General features: G+C 67.6%; 4 protein-coding genes. All 4 read left to right on the plus strand.

Annotated features, from left to right (window positions below):
- The first annotated feature begins 56 nt into the window (after positions 1-56).
- The 4 genes from ACQEUX_RS03665 (at position 57) to ACQEUX_RS03680 (ending at position 21,052) form a co-directional block, all read left to right on the plus strand.
- Positions 57-2,222: a hypothetical protein gene (locus ACQEUX_RS03665; protein ID WP_433041055.1), complete on the plus strand. Its 2,166-nt coding sequence runs from the start codon at positions 57-59 to the stop codon at positions 2,220-2,222.
- A gap of 15 nt (positions 2,223-2,237) precedes the next feature.
- Positions 2,238-2,672, plus strand: coding sequence for a YbaB/EbfC family nucleoid-associated protein (locus ACQEUX_RS03670; protein WP_433041058.1), 435 nt, complete (start codon positions 2,238-2,240; stop codon positions 2,670-2,672).
- On the plus strand, positions 2,669-2,998 hold the full coding sequence (locus tag ACQEUX_RS03675) for a hypothetical protein (protein ID WP_433041061.1): 330 nt from the start codon (positions 2,669-2,671) through the stop codon (positions 2,996-2,998). Before ACQEUX_RS03670 ends, ACQEUX_RS03675 begins: the two co-directional genes overlap by 4 nt.
- Positions 2,999-3,079: 81 nt before the next feature.
- Positions 3,080-21,052, plus strand: coding sequence for a toxin glutamine deamidase domain-containing protein (locus tag ACQEUX_RS03680; protein WP_433041064.1), 17,973 nt, complete (start codon positions 3,080-3,082; stop codon positions 21,050-21,052).
- Positions 21,053-21,108: the final 56 nt, after the last annotated feature.

Consider the following 21,108-nt stretch of genomic DNA (forward strand, 5'->3'; position numbering starts at 1 on the left):
CACAGCCGACGCCGCCGCCGGCCACGGGCCTAGATGGTCTCAGGTGGGAGGACGGGATGACGGAGGTGCTGAAGGCACCGACCACGGATCGCAGCCTGTTCTACAACCCATCCTGGGTCAGTCTGATCGAAACTCATCCGGTCGATCGGGAAAACTTGTTCGCGGACGATGTCAATCCCTCAAACAACGAGTTCTCGTTCACCCAGTACATGGGCCCGAGCCCAGAAGATCACTGGTTGAGGGTCAAAGGTCGGATCGACTGGTACGTCGGCGAGAAGGGTTCGACCCCGCACGAGCGTTTCTGGAACGAGTTCTGGAACCATACCCGGGACACTCTGGAAAAGCCTCCGAGCCCGCTGCCGCTCGATCCGAAGACATTCCATGTCGTGGCGGAGTCGATGTACAACCTGGCGATGTGGTTGGAGGACGCCACAGCGGAGTTGCAGCGGGAGATGAACAGTCTCGACAGTGGCGGGGGCTTCGCGGGTGCGGCGGCACAGGCCTATCGCGAGTCGTTGGAGACTATGCGCAAGGAAATGCTGGTCCTGCGGGACGACCTGGAGTCGAGCAAGAACTGGCCGCAGATGCTTCACGATAATGGGGATGCGGCGGACAAGTTCTGGCGGGAGGTGCGGCGGGCCTGGTCTGAGTGGTCGAACTACGTGACCAATCAGCCGAGCGAGATGATCCGCCGGGTGATGGAACAGATCAAGGCCCAGATGGACGCCAACGTGTCCGGCGGGACGCTCAACCTGGATTTCGGAAACGGGACGAAGACGTATGACTTCCGAAACGCAGGGGCGCTGGCCGAGCTGAACAAGGACATGCACGACTATTTCTTGACCAGGGTGAATGTGCTGGATCAGGAAATGCGTACCCAGTACGGCAGCCTGCGTAACAGTTTCGATGATACCGCCACGAACTTGTTGGATCCACGAAACGCCCCGCCTCCCACGGTGGGCGGCGGCCCGGGCACGGGGGGGAACACCAATATCCCCAACATTGGCGACGGCCCGGGCACGGGGGGGAACACGAATATCCCCAACATCGGCGGCGGCGGTGGCGGCGGTGGTTCGTTCGATACCGACGACCTGGGCGGTGGTGGTGACGGCACGGGCGGCGGCACCGGTGGCGGCGGTGGTTCGTTCGACATCAGCGACCTGGGCGGTGGCGGTGGTGGCGGCACCGGCGGGTCGGGTGGCCCACTCCCCGGTGGTTCGTTCGAGTTCGGCGGGGCCGATGGCGGCGGTACTGGCGGGTCGGGTGGCCCACTCCCCGGTGGCAGTTTCAGCGGCGGCGGTCTGCCCGGCGCCGGCCTCGGTGGATTGGACGGATCGCCTGGTGGATCGGGCGCTCTCCCCGGAGGTGGGTTTGTCGGTGGTCCGGGTCTCGGCGGCCTGCCCTCGGTGGGCGGTGGACGTCCACCGGGCCGGGACGAGCCCGGTCCTGGTTCGGGCGGGATAGGCAGCGGCAACGGCGATTTCGAGGAGGGCCCGAGCACGATCGATCCGGACGATCTGCCGGGTGGGAGTGGTTCGTTCCCGAGCCTGCCCGGTGGCAGCGGCGCTGGGTCTGGTGGATCTCTGCCAGGGCTGGGCGGCTCGTCGGGTTCGGACAGCGGTGGTTCCCTCCCGGGCCTGGGCGGTGGTTCGTCGAACGTCGGTGGTCTGCCGGGCAACCCCGGAGGCGGTTCCGGTGGTGACTACTTCGGTGGCGCGTCGGGCAGCGACGGTATCGGCGATGGTTGGTCCGGCGTCGACTGGCAGTCCGGCTCGAACTCCGGAGTGCCGGGGGGCTCGATGCAGATCGGTCCGCTGGGTCCGGCGCCGTTGGCGACCGATGGGTTCGCCGCCGCCGCCAGCGGTGGTTCGGGCCTGCCCGGGTTGGGGCCAACCGCTGCGGCGGGTGCCGCCGGTGGTGGGTTGGCCGGGGGCACGGCAGGTTCGGCGGCGATGGGTGGAATGGGCCCGATGATGCCGCCCATGGGCGGCGCGGGAGCGGGCGGCCAGCAGCAGGAAAAGGACCGGGAGCGGAAGACGTGGCTGGCTGAGGAAGAGGAGGTCTGGGGTACGGATCCGGACGTGGCGCCGTCGGTGATCGGTCGGGACGACGTTCCGGACGCTCCCGGTGTGGAGCGGACTCGGCCGACCGCGCCGCAGAACCCGGCTTCGCCGTACCCGCCGGCGCGCGGTACCGGTCGGCAGAGCAGTCGTGGTTACTGAGTGAGGAGCATGATCGTGTCCAGTCCCTTGCAGAACAGGTTTGAGCAGGCGTTCGCCGAGTTCGAAGAACAGAAGACCGCCATCTCCGAATTCGAGCGGAACCTCGCGGAAGCCTCGACGACCGTGACCGCGAAGAACCGGGCGGTCAGTGTGATCGTCAATGGTCAGGGCGACCTCATGGAGCTCAAGTTCCCGACCAACGCGTACCGGACCATGGCCCCTGCCGAACTGAGCAGCCTGCTGGTGGAGACCATCAGGACGGCTCGGGAGCAGGCACGTGAGAGGACGAGCGAGCTGTTGCAGACGTTCCTGCCGGGTGGTGTCTCGTCCTACGACATGCTCAACAACCCGATCGACTTCGAGGAGATCATGGGTGAGGCGTTGCGTACGGCCGACCGGATGTTCTCTGGCATGCCGTCCAAGGCGGACCGGACGGAGGAAACGCGATGAGAATCGCCGCAGACCTTGAAGTGATCAACAGTGGGCCGCTGAAGTACTACCAGGAGAAGGTCGAGAAGGCTCAGCGGCTTCTGGAAGCGGCCCTGGCGGAGAACTGGCCGCCCGGGCATTCCCGGAGCAGCGTCGACGACGAGGTCATGAAGCAGATGGAGAAGCCGATCCAGGTGCTCGTCAACCTGGTCGACGCGTATGGTGCGCTGTCGACTCAGGACGGTCGCAGCGTCGATGCGCTGGGCAAGGTGTTGGCGGATACCTCCGACCTCACCGCGGACCTGGCCAAGCAGATCAACGTGGATAACGTTCCAAACCGGACCTGAGTTGGCAAATCGTTACAGGTAATAAGGGAGGGCTACACCGTCCTGACGGTGTAGCCCTCCCTTGATGGGGGTGTTGGTGTCGTGCCGCTTGAGGTTCCGGATTCTCTTGCTGGGTTTTTTAAGTGGTTTTATGGTGAGGAGTTTCCGGGCCTTTTGCCGGAGAAGTTTAATCAGTTCGGGCAGCAGTTGTATGGTGTTGCGGATGTTTTGGATGATGCGGAGAAGTCGTTTGCGTCGGGGGTGGAGACGATCCGTGGTGGGGTGCGGGGTCAGTCTGAGAAGGCTTTTGTTGCGGCGGCGGATCGTGTTGCGGGGTTGTTGAAGGCGGGGCCGGAGTTTGTGCGGACTCTGGGTCAGGCGATGGTGCAGTTCGCGGCGTTGTTCTTTTATGTTCAGGTTACTATTTTGGCGATCACGGCGTTGTTGTTGATCGAGTTGTTGATCGCGTTGAAGTTGTTGTGGGTCAATCCTGCCGCGTTTTTGGAGTGGGTGGCGAAGGCGCCGGTGGTGCGGCAGGCGTTTTATCAGACGTTTGTGCGGGTGGTGGGTAAGGCGGGGATGGGCGCGGCGTTCAACATGATTTACGAGTTGTTGGTGGACGTGGCGGCGCAGTTGGCGGGGCGGGGTCGGGGTTATCAGCGGGGGTGGAACCGGAACTCGACGAACGACGCGGCCGCGGGGGGCGCGTTGGAGGCTTTGGTCGGTGGGGTGTTCGGGGCGGGTAAGGGCGCGGCCCGTCGGTTGGGTGGTAAGGGCCTGGGTGGGGCTGTGGGTGGTGGGGGTAAGGGTGGTGGTTCGGCGGGGCGTGGTGTGGCCGGTGGTGCGGCGTCGTCGGGGGGCAGGGCTGCGGAGGACGCGGTTGAGGAGCTGACGACGGAGGTGGTGTCGGGGTTGGTGTTGAACGGTGGGGTGGTGGATACGGGGATTCTGGCGCCGACGGCGGTGTCCAGTGTGTTGAACAGTTTCACGATGGACGTCGCGGGGTCGGTGGGGGACGCGGTCGGGGGTGGGAAGGGCGACTCGGCGTCGGGTGGTGGTGTGTCGGGTGATGCGGATCCGGACACGATCGCGGATCGGGATCCGGTCCCGACGTATGTGCCGACGGATCCGAACCCGCCGCCGGGATACTCCGGTCCTCCCACGGATTCGGCCGTCGGGTCGCAGGATGATCCAGGATCCCCACCGCCGTATACGCCGACCCCACCGGGAGCTCCTGGCTCAGGCTCCGGTTCCGGGTCGGGTTCCGGTTCCGGCTCGGGGTCGGGGTCGGGTTCGTCGACGGGCGGCGGGGCCGGGTCCCCGGTGGATGGGGACGACGAGGTGGGCCCGCCTGGTGTGCCGCCGGCTGGTGAGGTGACCGGACCGGACGTGATCATCGAGCCGGACGTGATCACCGGGCCGGACCAGGATGTGCCGTCGCCGTCGCTGGACACGCCTCCCGTGCTGGTACCGGCCGGCCCACCGCAACCACCCGCGTCCGTCGACCCCGTACCGGGCCTCCCGGACATGGATACCCCGGCAGCGGGCAGCAGCGGCATCCCGCCGACCACCAGCACGTCCGGGCTGGTGGGACCGCAGCCGGTCACGAACCCGGCGTTGTCACCGACCGGCCCACCGACTCCACAAACGACCCCCCAAACCATTCCGCAGACAGGCCCCCAGACAGGGCCGGCGTCGAACCCGCAGACGGGTTCGCAGACGGGCCTGTCGGGGACGCCGGCGGACACGAGCGGGCCGGTAACCATCTCCGGCATGCCGGCAGCGGCCGGTGCCACCCCGGTGAACCCGAACAGCCCGGTGGTTCCGGACGGATCAACCAGGCCCACCGCCTCGACCGGGTCGACCCCGACGTCGACGCCGCCAGCAGTTGTCTCCACCCCGGGCACCTCGGGCACCCCGGCCAGACTGGCCCCGCCGGGGGTATCCACTTCTGGGGTGCCTACTCCGAGCTCCGTGACCATGCCAGGGTCGGCGGGGTCGGCAAGCTCGGCTGTGGACAGTGGCGCAGATCAGCCGCTGGTGGTGGAGCAGCCGGCGGTGCAGGCGGGGCCCGCTGATCAGCGGGTGAGGGCTCCGCACTCCCTGGACGACACGGGCACGACTGCTGATTCGGCGGCTACCGAAGGTGCGCCGATTCCGACTTCGGAGGCGACTTCGGAGGGGCCGGGCCCGATGGTCATACCGGTGGTCGCGGGGGGTGGGAGACGGCGTTCGGCGGTGCCTCGAGCGGGCCACCGGAACGTGGAGGAGAGCGACGAGGCGGTGTTTGGGGACCTTCCGCTGGAAGGGGTGGACCGGCCCGAGTCGGCGCTACTGATGGGGGTCGGGCCGCAGAGTGTGCCGGACCTCGGGTCGACGATCCGCGACGAGCGGGAGTTGGCGAAGACGGTCCTGCGGGCCGAAGGCGTCGAGGCGCCGTCGTCCAGTGCCGACTCGACGCGGGTGCGGGACAACCCGGCCGACATGCGGCAGGTAAACCAGCAGGTGGCCGGTGCCGACGTACGGGCGGACCTCATGCCGGAACCTCCGGTGCTTCCACCTCCGCCCGCTGATGATGCGGAGTCGGTGACCGACTGGTACCTCAGCGGCGCCGGGCCGGCCGGTGAGTTCACTCGACTGATTCCGTCTCACCTTGACGACAGCACCGTGCACGAGGTCTATCCCTGGCTGCGGTCGGTCAACCCCGACCGCTCTGAGACGAACTGTGTTCTCACTGCCATCACCACCGAGATGAATCTGCAACCGGGCGAGACCATGACCTGGTCCGCCCCCGGTACCGCGGCGGACAGGGGCAACGGCGATGCGGACCTGCTACCCACCCTGGATCTGGTCAACTACCAACGCGACCAACTCCACCTGACCGGCCCCGAGTCCCGGCTGTTCCGCACCGACCTGGAATCGGTGCGCACCACCATGTCCAGGGCCCCGATCAACTCCCGAGCTGTCCTGCTCGTCCGCGGCGCCGGAGCCCAGGTCTCGCACGCCTTCAACGTCGTTCACGACGGCAACGGTGTGGTCTTCCTCGACGGACAGACCGGCGGACTGGCCAGGACTCCCGAGACCGTCGAGGAGTGGATCCTCATCCCCCTCACCGACGGCATCACCCCACCCCCCGGCGCGACCCCCGTTGACCCGAACGACCTCACCGGCCACCACACCGGCATGAACGGCGACGACACAACCCCCGCGAACCGCCAGCAGCTTGGGTCGGAGGCCGGCAGCTCGACCGACCCGGGTACCCGAACCGGCGACGGGCTCCGCGTTAGCCGTACCGAAGCCGACAGCGACGACCTCGACGACATCTACGTGACGGACTCGGAAGCGGAACCGGATCAGTCCGGGTCATCCGCCGGGGTGAGCCAGTTGGTCGGGCGGTTCGACGGCGGTCGACAGGCTGGAGACATTTCCGCGCAGGTTTTGGCGGAGCTGGAGGCGGTCGCCGCCGAGGGTGTGGCCGAGACGAATCGGCGTCTGGTGGACGGTTTCGATGTCGTTGACCGGGCCAACGAGATGCTTGCCGGTCTTGGCGCGGAAACCGTCACAGGTCGGGCTTATGTCGTACTTCCTGACGGGGAGGCGGGGCTGGCGGAGGTTGGTGGGCTCGAGTTGCTGCGAGCGGAATCCCGTGCTCCGGAGTCGGTGCCGGCGGGTCACTCGCTGTTGGTATTCGATACCTACCGAGCCGTGCGGCACGGCGATCAGATGGTCGCGTTCGTTTCGCCAGAGACGGACGGTGTCGCGATGCGGATCGCTGGCCCCACCGCTTTGTCGCCAGATATCCCTGGTATCGCTGCCGGCCAGCCGGAGAATGAAATCGGGGTGGTCGCCGCCGAGGACCTGGCCGAGACCAACCGGCGCCTGGTGGACGACTACGAATTCATCGACCGCATCAACGAGTTACTTGCCGGCCCTAACGCGGAGACCGTTGCGGGTCGGGCATATGCCGTACTCCCTGACGGGGATGCGGATCTTGCCGTGGTCGGTGGGTTCGAATTGCTCCGGGTGGATACCCGTGCCCCTGAGTCGGTGCCAGCGGGTCAGTCGCTGCTGGTATTCGATAATTATCGGGCCGTGCAGCACGGCGATCAGACGGTGGCGTTCGTTTCACCGCAGTCAGACGGTGTGGCAATGCGGATCGCCGGCCACACCTCCTTGTCGCCAGATATTCTCGGCATGGCTGCCGACCAGCCGGAGACTGAGATTGACGTCGTCGCTGCCGAGGGTGTGGCCGAGACCAACCGGCGTCTGGTAGGCGACTATTTCGACTTCGTTGACCGCATCAACGAGTTACTTGCCCGCCCTGACACGGAGACCGTTGCGGGTCGGGCATATGCCATACTCCCCGACGGGGACGCGGACCTTGCTGCGGTCGGTGGGTTCGAATTGCTCCGAGCAGAAACCCGTGCTCCCGATTCGGTGCCAGCGGGTCACTCGCTGTTGGTGTTCGACACCTATCGGACCGTGCGGCGCGGCAATCAAGAGCTGGTATTTGTCTCGCCAGAGACCGACGGTGTGGCAATGCGTATCACCGGCCCCATCACGGCTACCAGCAACCCGAACGAACAAACGGGCATGGATGGCAACGACACAACCATGCGGAGTGGATCCACCAGCTCCGGCCTGGTAACCACCTCACCGGATTCTGGCGGTGTGCGGTCGCGGCTGCCTCGGTTGTCGCTTTCGTTGTCTCCGGCCGAAGGCGGGTCTACGGGGCAGCGGTTGTCTGCGGGGCAGGTGTTGTCGCCGCGGTCGCTGCTGGGTGGATCGGCGTCGCGGCCGTTGTCGCTGGGGGGTCTGACACCGCATCGGCTCAGCGTGCAGTCGCCGTTGAGTGCTCGGGGATCGGCTCCTCTGACTCCGCGTGATTCGGCGCGGTTGTTGTCACCGATCGGAGTGAATGACTTCCGGTGGCAGTTCGCCGGTCAGATGCTGGATGAGCTTGCTCGTGTGAGGTCAGGTGACCGGCAGCCGAGTGGGCGGTTGGTGACTGAGGCTGTTCGCTGGTGGCGGGGTCGGGCGGCGGGTGGGCCGCTCGACGGGTTGTTCACCGAGGTCCGCCGGGTGGAGGCGGCGCTCGCGGATGCGGAAGCGGGTGACGGCCGTCCGATCCTTTCGATGACGGCGGCGGCGAACATTCTTGTCGGTATGCATGCGGTGATGAGCGATGACCGGTCGGTTTCGCGTCAGCAGCTTATTGACACGGCCCTTAGCGAGATCACCGAGCTACGTGAGCGGCTTGAGTCACTTCAGCAGCAAACGTTGCCACAAATAGCAGTCAGCCGGGCCGAGGCGCTGCGGCACGTCGACGTACTTCAGTCACGTCTTACCCAGGACAGGCTTGTGGACTGGGCCCAAGCGGCGCCGCGGGGTGGTCGTTCCACCCGCCGCCTGGCGGACCGGGTGTGGTTGATTCCGCCGACGACAGAATCGGAATCGGACGATGTTCAGCCGGATCTGACGGAGCACCTCGCCTCGGTAACGGCGCTCGCTGTCCCGAACGAGGCGCTCGTGGTGACTGGTGAATTCGTGAATATGGGGTTGGCGTCCGATCCTCAGCCGCAGTTGGCGGTGTCGGGTGAGGTGAACCCCTACCTGCCGGTCTCCGGACTTCTCGACCTGTTCTTCAGCAGCCCGGTCAACAGCCAGACCGACGGCGGCGCTGGTGAGAGCGGGCCGTCGGTCTTGGTGCTGGTGCCGAACGGCACCAATGAGGAGCTCGACCTGTTCGCCCGGGAGGTGGCGGAGGTTGTCGAAACCCGGCAGGTGATGGGCCTGCCGGCCCCTCGGGCGGTGGTGACCGGCTCACGCCAACCCGATGGGTCGTTTGTCTGGCGTAGCTATCCGCGACAGCGAACTGATTACGTCACGTTGGCGTCGGCGGTGCAGGGCGCCGCTCAGTCGGCCGTTCCGCGGGACTTGGAGACCGAAATCCGTGGCCGGCTGGATGAGGGCCACTCCTGGTTCAGCGACTACAACCTGGCGCTGTTGGTGGTCAACCGGAGGATGGAGCAGGAGCGGCAGGAGCAGGACGGGCCGCCGGCGTACCGGGCTCTGCTCAGCCCGACGGGACCGTCCGCGCCGATGGAGAGTCAGCGACTTGTCGCGGTGCCGCTTGGCGCGGGCATTCCAGGTACGGGCGCTGTCGCCGTTGATGCGGCACGGGCGTTCCTGCGGGTCCGGGCTGTCCTCCCGGTCGCGCCGCCGGGTTCGTCGGCGACGCCGGTGCGGCTGGGCGAGAACGTCACTCCGTACCGTCTTCGGCTGCCCAGTGCCGGGGACGAACCGGGACGTGAGGTGTTCACGCTCTGGGCCGATGCCGACGAGGTTTGGGTCAACCGGTACCGCACCGGTCTGGTCGCGGTCATGGTGCCCAACCACGGAGTGTTCACCGGGCTCGTCGAGGACCTGCATGACAGCATCGGGTTCAACGCGCTGGAGCAGGTGGTGGTGGAACCGGGCCGCTTCAACCGGGAGGGAGACCTGCCCGGGGTCGAGCCTTACAGCAGGTTGCGTAGCCCGGTTGACGGTCGGTGGCTGACCGCCCAGGAGTATCGACGGGAGTTGGTTCCAACCCCGCCGGGAGGTCTGCGGCCGGTGGTCCTTCTCGTCGATCCGTTGAGCGACAGGGAACAGATTGCCTCCCCGTTCGTCCAGGACCTGGTGCGGCACGTCACGGTCGTGTCGACGGAGCACGCCCGGCTGCACGACACGGAAGACGGGTGGGACGAGCCGGCCGTGGCCTGGCGGGCATATCTCTGGAGCGAGCGCGACCAGCGGGCCAGGCGTACTCCGGCCAACGCGGATCTCTCGGCGATAGTGACCCGTGCTACCAGGCAGCCGGCGCCGATGTCGCGGTACAACGCGGTGATGCGTCTCGCGGCGGCGTCGACCGGCGAGGTCGGCTACGCGAATCCGGCGGCGGTTGCGGGACGCTGGGCTTTCCAGACCACTCCGGAACTGGGGATCGACGACCCAATAGCCGTTGAACTTCCAGTGCGCGACCGGGCGGACTACCTGCTCTGGCTGGAGCAGCCGGCCGGCATCGCGGCGGTCCCATGGGCGGATGCGGAGACGGGCGGCTACACGCACGCTATCCCCCCGCAATTCCTCCGAAGGATCGAGGTCGGGTCCGATCAGTATTACCTTGTGGATACCGCCGGGTTGGCGGCCTGGGAACGGGAAAGGTCCGCATCCCAACGAAGTGGGGCCGAGCTCGGTGAGTCGGCTGACCAGGACGATTCTGAGGACCCGAGCTCGGCCTCGCTGCCGCAGTACAGCTCACCGATCCAGCCGGGCGGGCGAGCATCCACGGCCTTCCGAGCGACACGGCCTCCGGACGATCAGCCACCCGGTTACGGTTTGAGCGGTGCCGGTCCGGCCGGTGAGTTCACTCGACTGATTCCGTCTCGCCTCGATGACAGCACCGTGCACGAGGTCTATCCCTGGCTGCGGTCGGTCAACCCCGACCGCTCTGAGACGAACTGTGTTCTCACTGCCATCACCACCGAGATGAATCTGCGACCCGGTGAGACCATGACCTGGTCCGCCCCCGGTACCGCGGCGGACAGGGGCAACGGCGATGCGGACCTGCTACCCACCCTGGATCTGGTCAACTACCAACGCGACCAACTCCACCTGACCGGCCCCGAGTCCCGGCTGTTCCGCACCGACCTGGAATCGGTGCGCACCACCATGTCCAGGGCCCCGATCAACTCCCGAGCTGTCCTGCTCGTCCGCGGCGCCGGAACCCAGATCTCGCACGCCTTCAACGTCGTTCACGACGGCAACGGTGTGGTCTTCCTCGACGGACAGACCGGCGGACTGGCCAGGACTCCCGAGACCGTCGAGGAGTGGATCCTCATCCCCCTCACCGACGGCATCACCCCACCCCCCGGCGCGACCCCCGTTGACCCGAACGACCTCACCGGCCACCACACCGGCATGAACGGCGACGACACAACCCCCGCGAACCGCCAGCAGCTTGGGTCGGAGGCCGGCAGCTCGACCGGCCCCGGTACCCGAACCGGCGACGAACTCCGCGCGGGCCGTACCGCAGCCGACACCGACCCTGAGTCGGATCGACTGGTCCAAGGTGGACCGGCGTATTCGCCGGACCAGCCCGAGTCATCCAATGGACCGAGCCAGCTGACCGGGCGGTCCGACGGCAGTCCGCAGGCCGACATTGAGGTAGTCGCCGCCGAGGATCTGGCCGAGACCAACAGGCGCCTGGTAGGTGACTACGACTTCATTGACCGCATCAACGACATACTCTCTGACCCCGACACGGAGACCATCGTGGGCCGGGCATACGTCATACTCCCCGACGGGGAAGCGGACATTGCTGTGGTCGGCGGACTCGAATTGCTTCGCGTGGAAACCCACGCGCCCGACTCGGTGCCAGCGGGTCATTCGCTGCTGGTGTTCGGTGCCTACCGGGCGGTCCGGCAGGGCAATCAGGCGGTCGCGTTTGTCTCACCAGAGACAGACGGCGTGGCAAGGCGCATCGCCGGCCCCACCGCCTTGTCGCCGGACATCCTCGGCATAGCTTCCGACCAGTCGGAGACTGAATTTGAGGCAATCGCCGCCGAGGATCCGGCGGAGACCAACCGGCGCCTGGTAGACGACTACCAGTTCAGCGAGCGTATCAACGAGATGCTCTCTGACCCCGACACGGAGACCATCGAGGGTCGGGCATACGCCGTACTCCCTGATCATGACGCGAGTCTTGCCGAGGTTGGTGGACTCGAATTGCTTCGCGTGGAAACCCACGCGCCCGACTCGGTGCCAGCGGATCATTCGCTGCTGGTGTTCGGTGCCTACCGGGCGGTCCGGCAGGGCAATCAGGCGGTCGCGTTTGTCTCACCAGAGACAGACGGCGTGGCAAGGCGCGTCACTGGCCCCACCGCCTTGTCGCCGGACATCCTCGGCACCACCGATGAAAGCGACGAACGGTCCGGGGCCGCGTCGCCACAGTGGGGCCTGTCGGATGACGAGGATGACGAGTTCGGCCTGACAGGTGCGGAGGAAGACGAAACGCTTGGGCCGGTGACCGTCGATGACGGGGTCGTTCAGCTGCGGGTCGACGGGCTGAGGGAGGTCCTTGTGACGCGGGGGGCGGATTCGGATGGTTCCCGGGGAACGTCGGCCGCTGTCCAGATTTCTAGGTGGGCCGGGTCGGAGGCGGTGCGGACGACCAGTGATGACCGGATGGCCGAGATCGGGGTGAGCGGGCGGCAGCTTCTGGTTTTCGAGATGTTGGTCGGTCTGCCGGGCCAGGTGGCGGGGGAGTCCGCAGCGGTGGGGCGGGCGCTGGATGACGACGTCGCGTCGTGGGCCGCGGGAGTGGCCGGGCGTCAGCTGAATCTGGGCGTGACTCGCTGGGCTGAGCGTCAGGGGCTGAGCCCGGCGCCACGGGTTCAGGTCGACGCGCGGGTCGTTGCTGACGGGTCGTTACCGGAAGGTGTGGTCCGGTTGCGGTATGTGCGGACGCGGCCGGTGCCGGCCACGCCGGAGCCGGACCTTCGGGGACAGCGCGAAGCGATTCTTGATCGCCGGGCGATCGTGGTGGACCGGGACCGGAAAACTCTGCGGTTGACCCCGCAGGCCACGGCCCAGGTCGTGGCGTTGGCCAGTGAGGTGGGGCAGCGCGCCGCAGAGCACTATCTCGCGGGGCACCCCGGGCCGGAAGTTCTGGTCATCGGCCAGTACGACCAGGCTCGCAGCGATAGCGACGACGCAGCGAACGGGATCGACGAGGCGCTGGTCCCATTCGAGCAGGCCCTGGCCGAGGCGGTACACCACCGGCTCACACAGGAGGGTGACGAGGAGCCCTCGGCGGCGGAGGTGGCTCGGGTCGTGGACACGATACGAATTCACTCCGCGTACCGGCCGGTGGCGAACACCAACCCGGCTCGCGCCTTCTCGATGCCGATCGAGTTCCACGTCACCGACCCGCTGCCGCCGCTGAACGGTGAGGGGATCCGCAGCAGCGGGTGGCGAAGCCCGGAGTCGTCCCCGCAGATGAACAACCCGGTGCCGGCGGCGGTGGTGGACCGGGTCGCCGCCCACCTACCAACGCGGGCGTTCCGCACCATCAATCTGCAGAACGGTGAGGTGCGTGAGCCGGTCGGTACCCCTGGGAGGTCACTGGCCCAGTCCACCCGCAATGCCCCCTATGACGTGGCCCGGGTCCAGATCGAACAGGAGGGTTCCGGGCGCGGGCCGGCGACGCCGCAGTGGGTAAGGATCTTCCGAATCCGGATACACATCGACGGCCGCGGCGAGGACGAACGAATCGTCGAGCAGTACCAGGACGACGTGAATACCGCTATCCAGGAGCAAATCAACCAACGGTTCCAGCTCCCCAACGGCGACCAACTCCACCTGTTGGTCGAGTTCGTGGACCGGGACCACGCCCAGAAAGTGATCGTTGTCGCCCCGACAGCCTCGGGTAGCAAGGCGAACGCCGGGCGCTGGCCAGCAGAACTGATGCAGGAAGACGAGGCCTTCCGCAGAATCATCCTGCTACACGAGACCATGCACCTGTTCGGCCTGGGCGATGAAGCCGAGGCACCTCAAGCGAGGCCCGGTACGAACCGGCCGATCTTCCGTAGCCCCGCACCCGGGTCACAGGGACAACGGCTACCACGCCCGTACGACCTACCGCCGGCCCTCATGGGCGGCGGACGGTACGGCACACCCGGCGAGATCTTCCCCGCCCGCTACCTTCAACAGCTCGACTTCTACCAACGCAGCTACGCCAACGCCCCCGAAACATCGGTCCGCCACCGCGGAAACAACGTTGAGATCATTCCCGCCGGACCACCAAGCGAGCCGACGGCCCCGGTTTCCGGGTCGAACATCGCGGAGGCGTCGCACCCGGATACCACGACGGTCCAACACGTCCCGAGCCTGCCCGAGGCGACCCTGCCGGCACTGGATGACGACCAGACCTCCACGTTTGACGCCGACGACATGGACGACATTTATGTGACGGACTCAGAGCCGGAAGACGGACCTACCCCGGCCAATCCCAGCACCTCTACCAGCCACACCCCATGGGCTAACGCGCAGCCACCCACAACACCAACCGAACCCAACCAGCCCACCAACACCATCGACGCCGCGCCAACCATGCGGACTGGACCTACCGGCCCTGACCACGCAACCACTCCGCCGGGTCTGGGTACTGGTCCGCGCCATGCTCGCCGGGCGGGAGAGCAGGTTCTCGAGGAAACTTCCTCGACCCTGGACTCGAACGACGCGGGCACCAGCCGTTCCGGCAGTCGGGTTCCCACTCGTACCCATTCCGACACTCTGCGGTTGCAGTTGCCTCGGCTGTCGCTCTCGTCGCCCCTGGCCGAAGGTGGGTCTGCCAGGCAGCGATTGTCTCCGCGTCAGGTGATGTCACCACGGTCGCCTCTGACCAGGTCGGCGCTGCGGTCGCCGCTGGGTGGGCCAGTGTGGCGGCCGTCTCCGTTGAGCGGCTCGACACCGCGCTGGCTCACCGTGGGGTCGCCGTTGGAGTCCGCTCGGGGATCGGCCTATTCGCCTCGACGTGAACAGGCACGGCTGTCACCAATCGGGGCGAGTGACTTCCGGTGGGAGTTCACCGGCCAGATGCTGGATGAGCTTGCTGGTCGTGAGACATCAGACGACCAACAGCCGAGTGGGCGGTTGGTGACTGAGGCTGTCCGGTGGTGGCGGGGTCGAGCAACGGTTGGGCCGCTCGACGGGTTGTTTACCGAGGCCCGACGGATCGAGGCGGCCAGCCGGGCAGCGGGCGAGTTCCGTCCGATCCTTTCGATGGCGTCGGCGGCGGAGATTCTCGTCGGCGTGTATGTCGTGATGAACAGCGACCGGTCGGCCTCGCGTCAGCAGTTCATTGACACGGCCCTCAACGGGATCATCCAACTACGTGAGCGGCTTGAGCCATTCCTGCAACTGGCACTGCCGGAAATAACAGTCAGCCGCGCCGAGGCGCTGCGGCACGCCGACGTGCTCCAGAGCCGCCTCACCCTGGACAGGCTCGTGGACTGGGCGCATGCCGCGGCGCGGGGCGGCCGGTCCGCTCGGCATTTGGCGGACCGGGTGTGGCTGATTCCGCCGAGCCAATCGGAATCGGGCGACGTCCAGCCGCAGCTGACCGCGCACCTCGCCTCGGTAACGGCGCTCACCGTCCCCACCGAGGCGGTGGTGGTGACTGGCGAATTCGTCAACCTGGGATTGGAAGCCGACCCTCGGCCGCAACTGGCGGCCTCTGGTGAGCCGGGCGGCCCCTACCTGCCTATAACCGAACTTCTCGACCTGTTCTTCAGCACTCCGGTCAACAGCCAGACCAACGGCAGCGCGGGCGGGAACGAGCCGTCGGTGCTGGTGTTGGTGCCGGCCGGCACCGATGAGGAGCTTCGCCTGTTCGCGCGGGAGGTGGCGGAGGTTGTCGAAGCCCGGCAGGTGATGGGGTTGCCCGCCCCCCGGGCAGTGGTCGTGGGCTCAGCGCAACCCAACGGATCGTTCACTTGGCGTCTCTATCCGCGCCAGGAGCCTGATTTCTACGCCACCCTGGCGTCGGCGGTGCAGGACGCCAGCCGGTCGGCCGTGCCGCGAGACCTGGCGACCGAGATCCGCAGCTGGCTGGACCAGGGCCACTCCTGGTTCGACGACTACAACCTGGCACTGCTGGTGGTCACCCGGAGGATCGAGCAGGAGCGGCAGGAGCAGGACGGGCCGCCGGCGTACCGGACTCCCATCAGCCCGGCGGCACCATCCGCGGACATGGAAAGTCAGCGACTTGTCGCGGTGCCGCTCGGCGCGGGCGTTAGAGGTACGGGCGCTGTCGCCCTCGACGCGGCCCGTGAGTTCCTGCGGGTCCGGACTGTCCTTCCGGTCGCGCCGCCGGGCTCGTCGGCGACGCCGGTGCGGCTGGGCGAGAACGTCACTCCGTACCGTCTTCGGCTGCCCAGCGTCGGCGACGAACCGTCGCGTGAGGTGTTCACCCTCTGGGCGGACGCCGACGAGATCTGGGTCAACCGATACCGCGCTGGTCTGGTCGCCGTCATGGTGCCCAACCACGGGGTGCTCACCGGGTTCGTCGAGGACCTGCATGACAGCATCGGGTTCAACGCGTTGGAGCAGGTGGTGGTGGAACCGGGCCGCTTCAACCGGGCGGCAGACCTCCCCGGGGTCGAGTCCTACAGCAGGTTGCGTAGCCCGGTGGACGGCCAGTGGCTGACCGCGCAGGAGTATCTACGGGACCTGGTCCCCACCCCGCCGGGAGGTCTGCGGCCGGTGGTCCTTCTCGCCGATCCGCTGAGCGACAGGGAACAGCGTGCCTCCAGGTTCATCCAGCACCTGGTGCGGCACGTCACGGTCGTGTCGACGCAGCGCATCCGGCTGGCCAGCGCGGAAGGGGAGCCGAGCATAGAGACCGTGGCCTGGCGGGTGCACCTCTGGAGCGAGAGCAACCAGCGGGCCAGACGCACGGAGCTCACCGCGGATCTCTGGGAGACACTGGCCAACGCCACCGGGCAGCCGACCGCGATGCCGCTGCACGACGCGGTGACGCGTCTCGCAGCGGCGCCGGCCGACGAGGTCAGCTATGCGGATCCTGCGGCGGCCGCAGCACGCTGGGCTTTCCAGACCACCCCGGAACTGGAGTACGACGGGCCATTGGCCGTTCAACTTCCGGTACGCGACCGAGCTGGGTACCTGCGCTGGCTGGAGCAGCCGGCCGGCATCGCGGCGGTCCAGTGGGCGGATGTGAATATGGGGGGGTACACGCCCGAAATTCCACTGCAGTTCCTCCGAGGAGTGGGGTTCGGCTCCGATCAGTACTACCTTGTGGACACCGCCGGATTGGCGGCCTGGGAACGGGAAGGGTCCGGGCCCCAACTAGGCGGGGCCGAGTTCACCGAGTCGCCTGACCGGGACGATTCCGAGGACAACGACTCGGCCACGCCGCCGCAGTACAACTCACCGATCCAGCCGGACGGGCGAGCATCGGCGCTCTTCGGTGCGACGCGGTCTCCGGCCGACGAGCCACCCGATTACGGTTTGAGCGGCGCCGGTCCGGCCGGTGAGTTCACCCGACTGATCGAGTCGCCGCTCGACGACACCACCGTTCATCAGCAATATCCCTGGCTGCGGTCGGTCAACCCCGACCGTTCCGAGACGAACTGTGTTCTCACTGCCATCACCACCGAGATGAATCTGCGACCCGGTGAGACCATGACCTGGTCCGCCCCCGGTACCGCGGCGGACAGGGGCAACGGCGATGCGGACCTGCTACCCACCCTGGATCTGGTCAACTACCAACGCGACCAACTCCACCTGACCGGCCCCGAGTCCCGGCTGTTCCGCACCGACCTGGAATCGGTGCGCACCACCATGTCCAGGGCCCCGATCAACTCCCGAGCTGTCCTGCTCGTCCGCGGCGCCGGAACCCAGATCTCGCACGCTTTCAACGTCGTCCACGACGACAACGGTGTGGTCTTCCTCGACGGACAGACCGGCGGACTGGCCAGGACTCCCGAGACCGTCGAGGAGTGGATCCTCATCCCCCTCACCGACGGCATCAACCCACCCCCCGGCGCGACCCCCGTTGACCCGAACGACCTCACCGGCCACCACACCGGCATGAACGACGACAACACGACCCCCGCAACCGCTGGAAACCGCCAGCACGACCGGGTGCAGGTCCCCGCCGTGGCCCCGCCCCCGGTGAACGGCACGATGACGGAGGAGCAGAGCCTTCGGGCCCGGGCCGCTCTGCCGGACGGCTCCGCCTGGGACCATCGTTTGCTCACCGCCGCACCCCCCGGGTACCTCGTCTACTCGCCCTACCCGTCCGACCAGCGGCAGCACCCTGGCCTGATCTATGTGGAACAGTCGGGCTGGCAGGTGCCGGTGGCGGCGGGCCGGATCCAGCCGCTGCCGGGTGTCGCCACCATCGTGGTGGCGGTGTCACCGGATCTCCCGTCCAACGCCGTCGCCAACGCGCTCGCCGATGTGGTCACCCGGGTGTACGGCGACGATCCGGTGCCGCCGCTGCGGGTCCTCGTGTCGGGTGTCGAGGGAGAAAACCACGTCATTCTCGATCTCGCCGATCGGCTGCCCGGCCAGGTCGAGGTGATCGGGCCGCTGGGCGAGTGGGCGGTCGGCACCGACGGCACGCTGCTCGATCCGACCGAAACAGCGCCCGGCTGGGGCCGCTTCCGCACCGATCAGGATCCCCAGGTGGAGCACGGCCTGGCGGTCCAGGTACGCGGAACGGACGCCGCCGCGCGCCCCGCGCCGTACGGCGACACCGGAGAGCGGCTCGCCGGTTGGGTGTCCCTGGTTCTCCAGATCTCCGGCAGCCAACTGATGGACCGGGTCACCGGGCTGCACCGCGCGTTCTACGGCGACGCGGTCGAGGCCAACAGCCTGGTCGACTTCGCGCACGCCACCAACACCCGCTGGACCAGTGCCCGTTTCGGCGGCGTTGTCTGGGATGTCATCCGGCACGGGCCGGGAAGCAGCGCTTTGGTGGAGCTGCGAGTCGGCTCCGGACAGCTGGCACTGGTCGCCGTGATCCGCAACGAGGAGCGCGGCATCTTCTTGATCAACCTGTTCACCGGCGCGGTGACACCATTGTTCACCGCCCCGATCTTCACCGGGACGGCACGCGTCATCCTGCGTGACCCGCTCGGAGAACCGCAATCGCCGTCGGCCCCCGACCACCTGCCGGCCTGGTGGCAGCGGATCGGGCCCAACCAGGCGCTCGACGTTCGCACGAATGGGGACCTGGCGGTGCACTGGGCCGACTCTGGTCTCGTCATCTCGCCCGCGCAGGCCGCGCCGGTCGATCCCCGCCCCGCTGACGTACTGTCCGACTGGTTGACGATCAACGTGGCGGTGGCCCCCGAGACCCGGGCCCGGCCCCTCGCCCGAGTGATCGCACCGCTGCTGCGCGGCCTCTATCCTGCCGGCCCGCCACCGATACGGGTCCTGACCGACGGTGTTGACGGCCGCAACCGGTTCGCCGAGCACCTCTCGGGTCTACTCCCGCAGGGCACGTCCATCGCGGCACCGGGTGGCACCAGGGTGCACTCGAACGACGGCAGCATCCAGGTCGAAGGGGTCGGCACCGACCTGCACTGGGTACGCTACGTCGCCGGCTCGTTCCCGCAGCCGGGCGTCCAGCAGCCGATCGCCGATCGCATCCAGTCGTACTACCCGAACCCGGAGATGGTGCCGGGCGAGGACCTCTACCGGGAGACCGACGACGAGGGCGACGAGGACGAGGGACTCGACGGCAACCCGGTCCTGGCCAGCCGTGAGCCGTCGTCGGCGGTCGTGCTCGTCGACGACGAGGGCGAGCAATACGGGCTGACCCCGTATGCCGTCCGCCGATGGGCCGAGGACAACGGCGTGGACCTGCCTGATTCGCAGCTGTTCGAGGAGCAGCTCGTCGAGGTGCTCTATCCGGCGGAGGAGACGACGCCGCGGGAGTACCGCGTCGACGAGGCGGCGCTCTTCGTCCAGCAGATCCAGGCCCGGGCCTTCGACCAGCTCGCGGCGGACCAGGAGACGGTACTCGAAGCCGTCGAGCTGGCCGGCCAGTGGATCCTGCGTCAGTTTCCACCGGACCAGTTCGTCTACGTCGGGCTGGGCCGCAGCCCGGCCGCGATCATCGCCGCCCTGCCGCGCCTCGACCACCGGGTACGGTCGGCGAACCTACCCCTGTCGGCGTTCAGGCCCGGCCCGGCCGAGCCGAACTCCATCCTGGCTACCACCCTCGATCAACCACCGGCCGATCCCGACCAGTTGGCGATGCTGCACCAGCACTTCGACGAGTTCCTGGGCGACCTGCCGGCGGACCGACCGCTCGTGGTCATCGACATCGCCGACACCGGTCGCTCGCTGATCTCGGTGCAGCACCATCTAGAGCGGCACCTCGATGCGATCGGGCGTCAGCAGGTGGTGCACGCGTTGGGCGTGGACTACTCACTCGACGTCCCCTCGGCGGAGATCACGGCGATCGCTACCCCGGTCCCCGGGGAGCCGGCGGCCACGGTCGAGGCACGGCGCCAATGGGCGTCCCGATTCCGGGTACTCCGGCTGGGCACCAACAGTCCACTCGCCCCGCCGTACAACCGGGTGTTGGCCGAGGCGCTGGGGCAGGAGGCGTTTGACGGGCTCGCCGAGTACGGCTCCTACCAGCTACTCAGTCAGCCGGCACGGTACTTCGAGCAGGACCGTCCGCGCCGCGGCGCGAACGCACAGCAGGGTTACGGCGTGCTCCAGGATGCGCTGGACGAGCGTTCCGGCCGCACTCCCCGGGAGGGCGAGGCGCAACGGATGTCGGTCGACGAGATCCCGACGGTGCCGGTGGGTGCCGGGTTGGGTGTGGACGGGTCGGTGGAGGTCGGGCCGTCCGGGCGAGGGCAGCTGGCGTGGGTGCCGGGTGGGCAGGCCTGGCAGCTCGGGGGTTTGCCGTTTCCGGTTGCGGCAGCGGCGTCGTCGGCGCAGGGAGTGGATGTCTCTGGGCCGGTGGGTGTGGGGGCCGGGTTGGCGGCGGCGGTAGCGACGTTGCCGGCGTCGGAGCAGGGGGAGACGGATCGTGTCTCGCGGGTGAGTGTGGTGTTGGACCGGCTGGGCGTGGGGTCGGTGCCACAAGATGGTGCGGACTCGCCGGCGTGGTTGGCGGCTCGGTTGGGCGGTCGCTTCGCTCCGATTCAGCGGGTGGACCTGGCCGGATTGGGATTCGGCACGTCCACGCTGGTGTGGGTGGCTCGACCGGATGACCAGCGGCATGTGGTGATTGCCCATCGCGGTCTGGATGGGCGCGTGTGGTGGGTGGAGACCCGGACTGAGCAGGGATCGAGCGCGTATACCCGGGTCAGGTTTGCCGGGGTGGACGATATGGCTGCCGGGAACGTGGTGTCCGAGTCGGATCGGTGGGCGGCGGCGCCGTTGTGGGCCGTGGTGAACGACCGCGGTGGTCTGGTGGAGATTGGTGGTTCTGGGCCGGTTGCCGGGTCGGATGCGATGGTGACCGGAAGCAACGTGTAGGCGCCAGGTCGGCTGCCGGAGCGACCCCGCACTCTCTGTATTCGATGCAGCTGCGC

The organism is Micromonospora sp. CA-259024 (genome assembly GCF_050936255.1).
GTDB lineage: Bacteria > Actinomycetota > Actinomycetes > Mycobacteriales > Micromonosporaceae > Micromonospora.

Excerpts from the sequence above, each read along its gene's own strand:
- ACQEUX_RS03665 (WP_433041055.1), top strand. The coding sequence starts at position 57 with ATGACGGAGGTGCTGAAGGCACCGACCACGGATCGCAGCCTGTTCTAC.
- ACQEUX_RS03675 (WP_433041061.1), top strand. The coding sequence starts at position 2,669 with ATGAGAATCGCCGCAGACCTTGAAGTGATCAACAGTGGGCCGCTGAAG.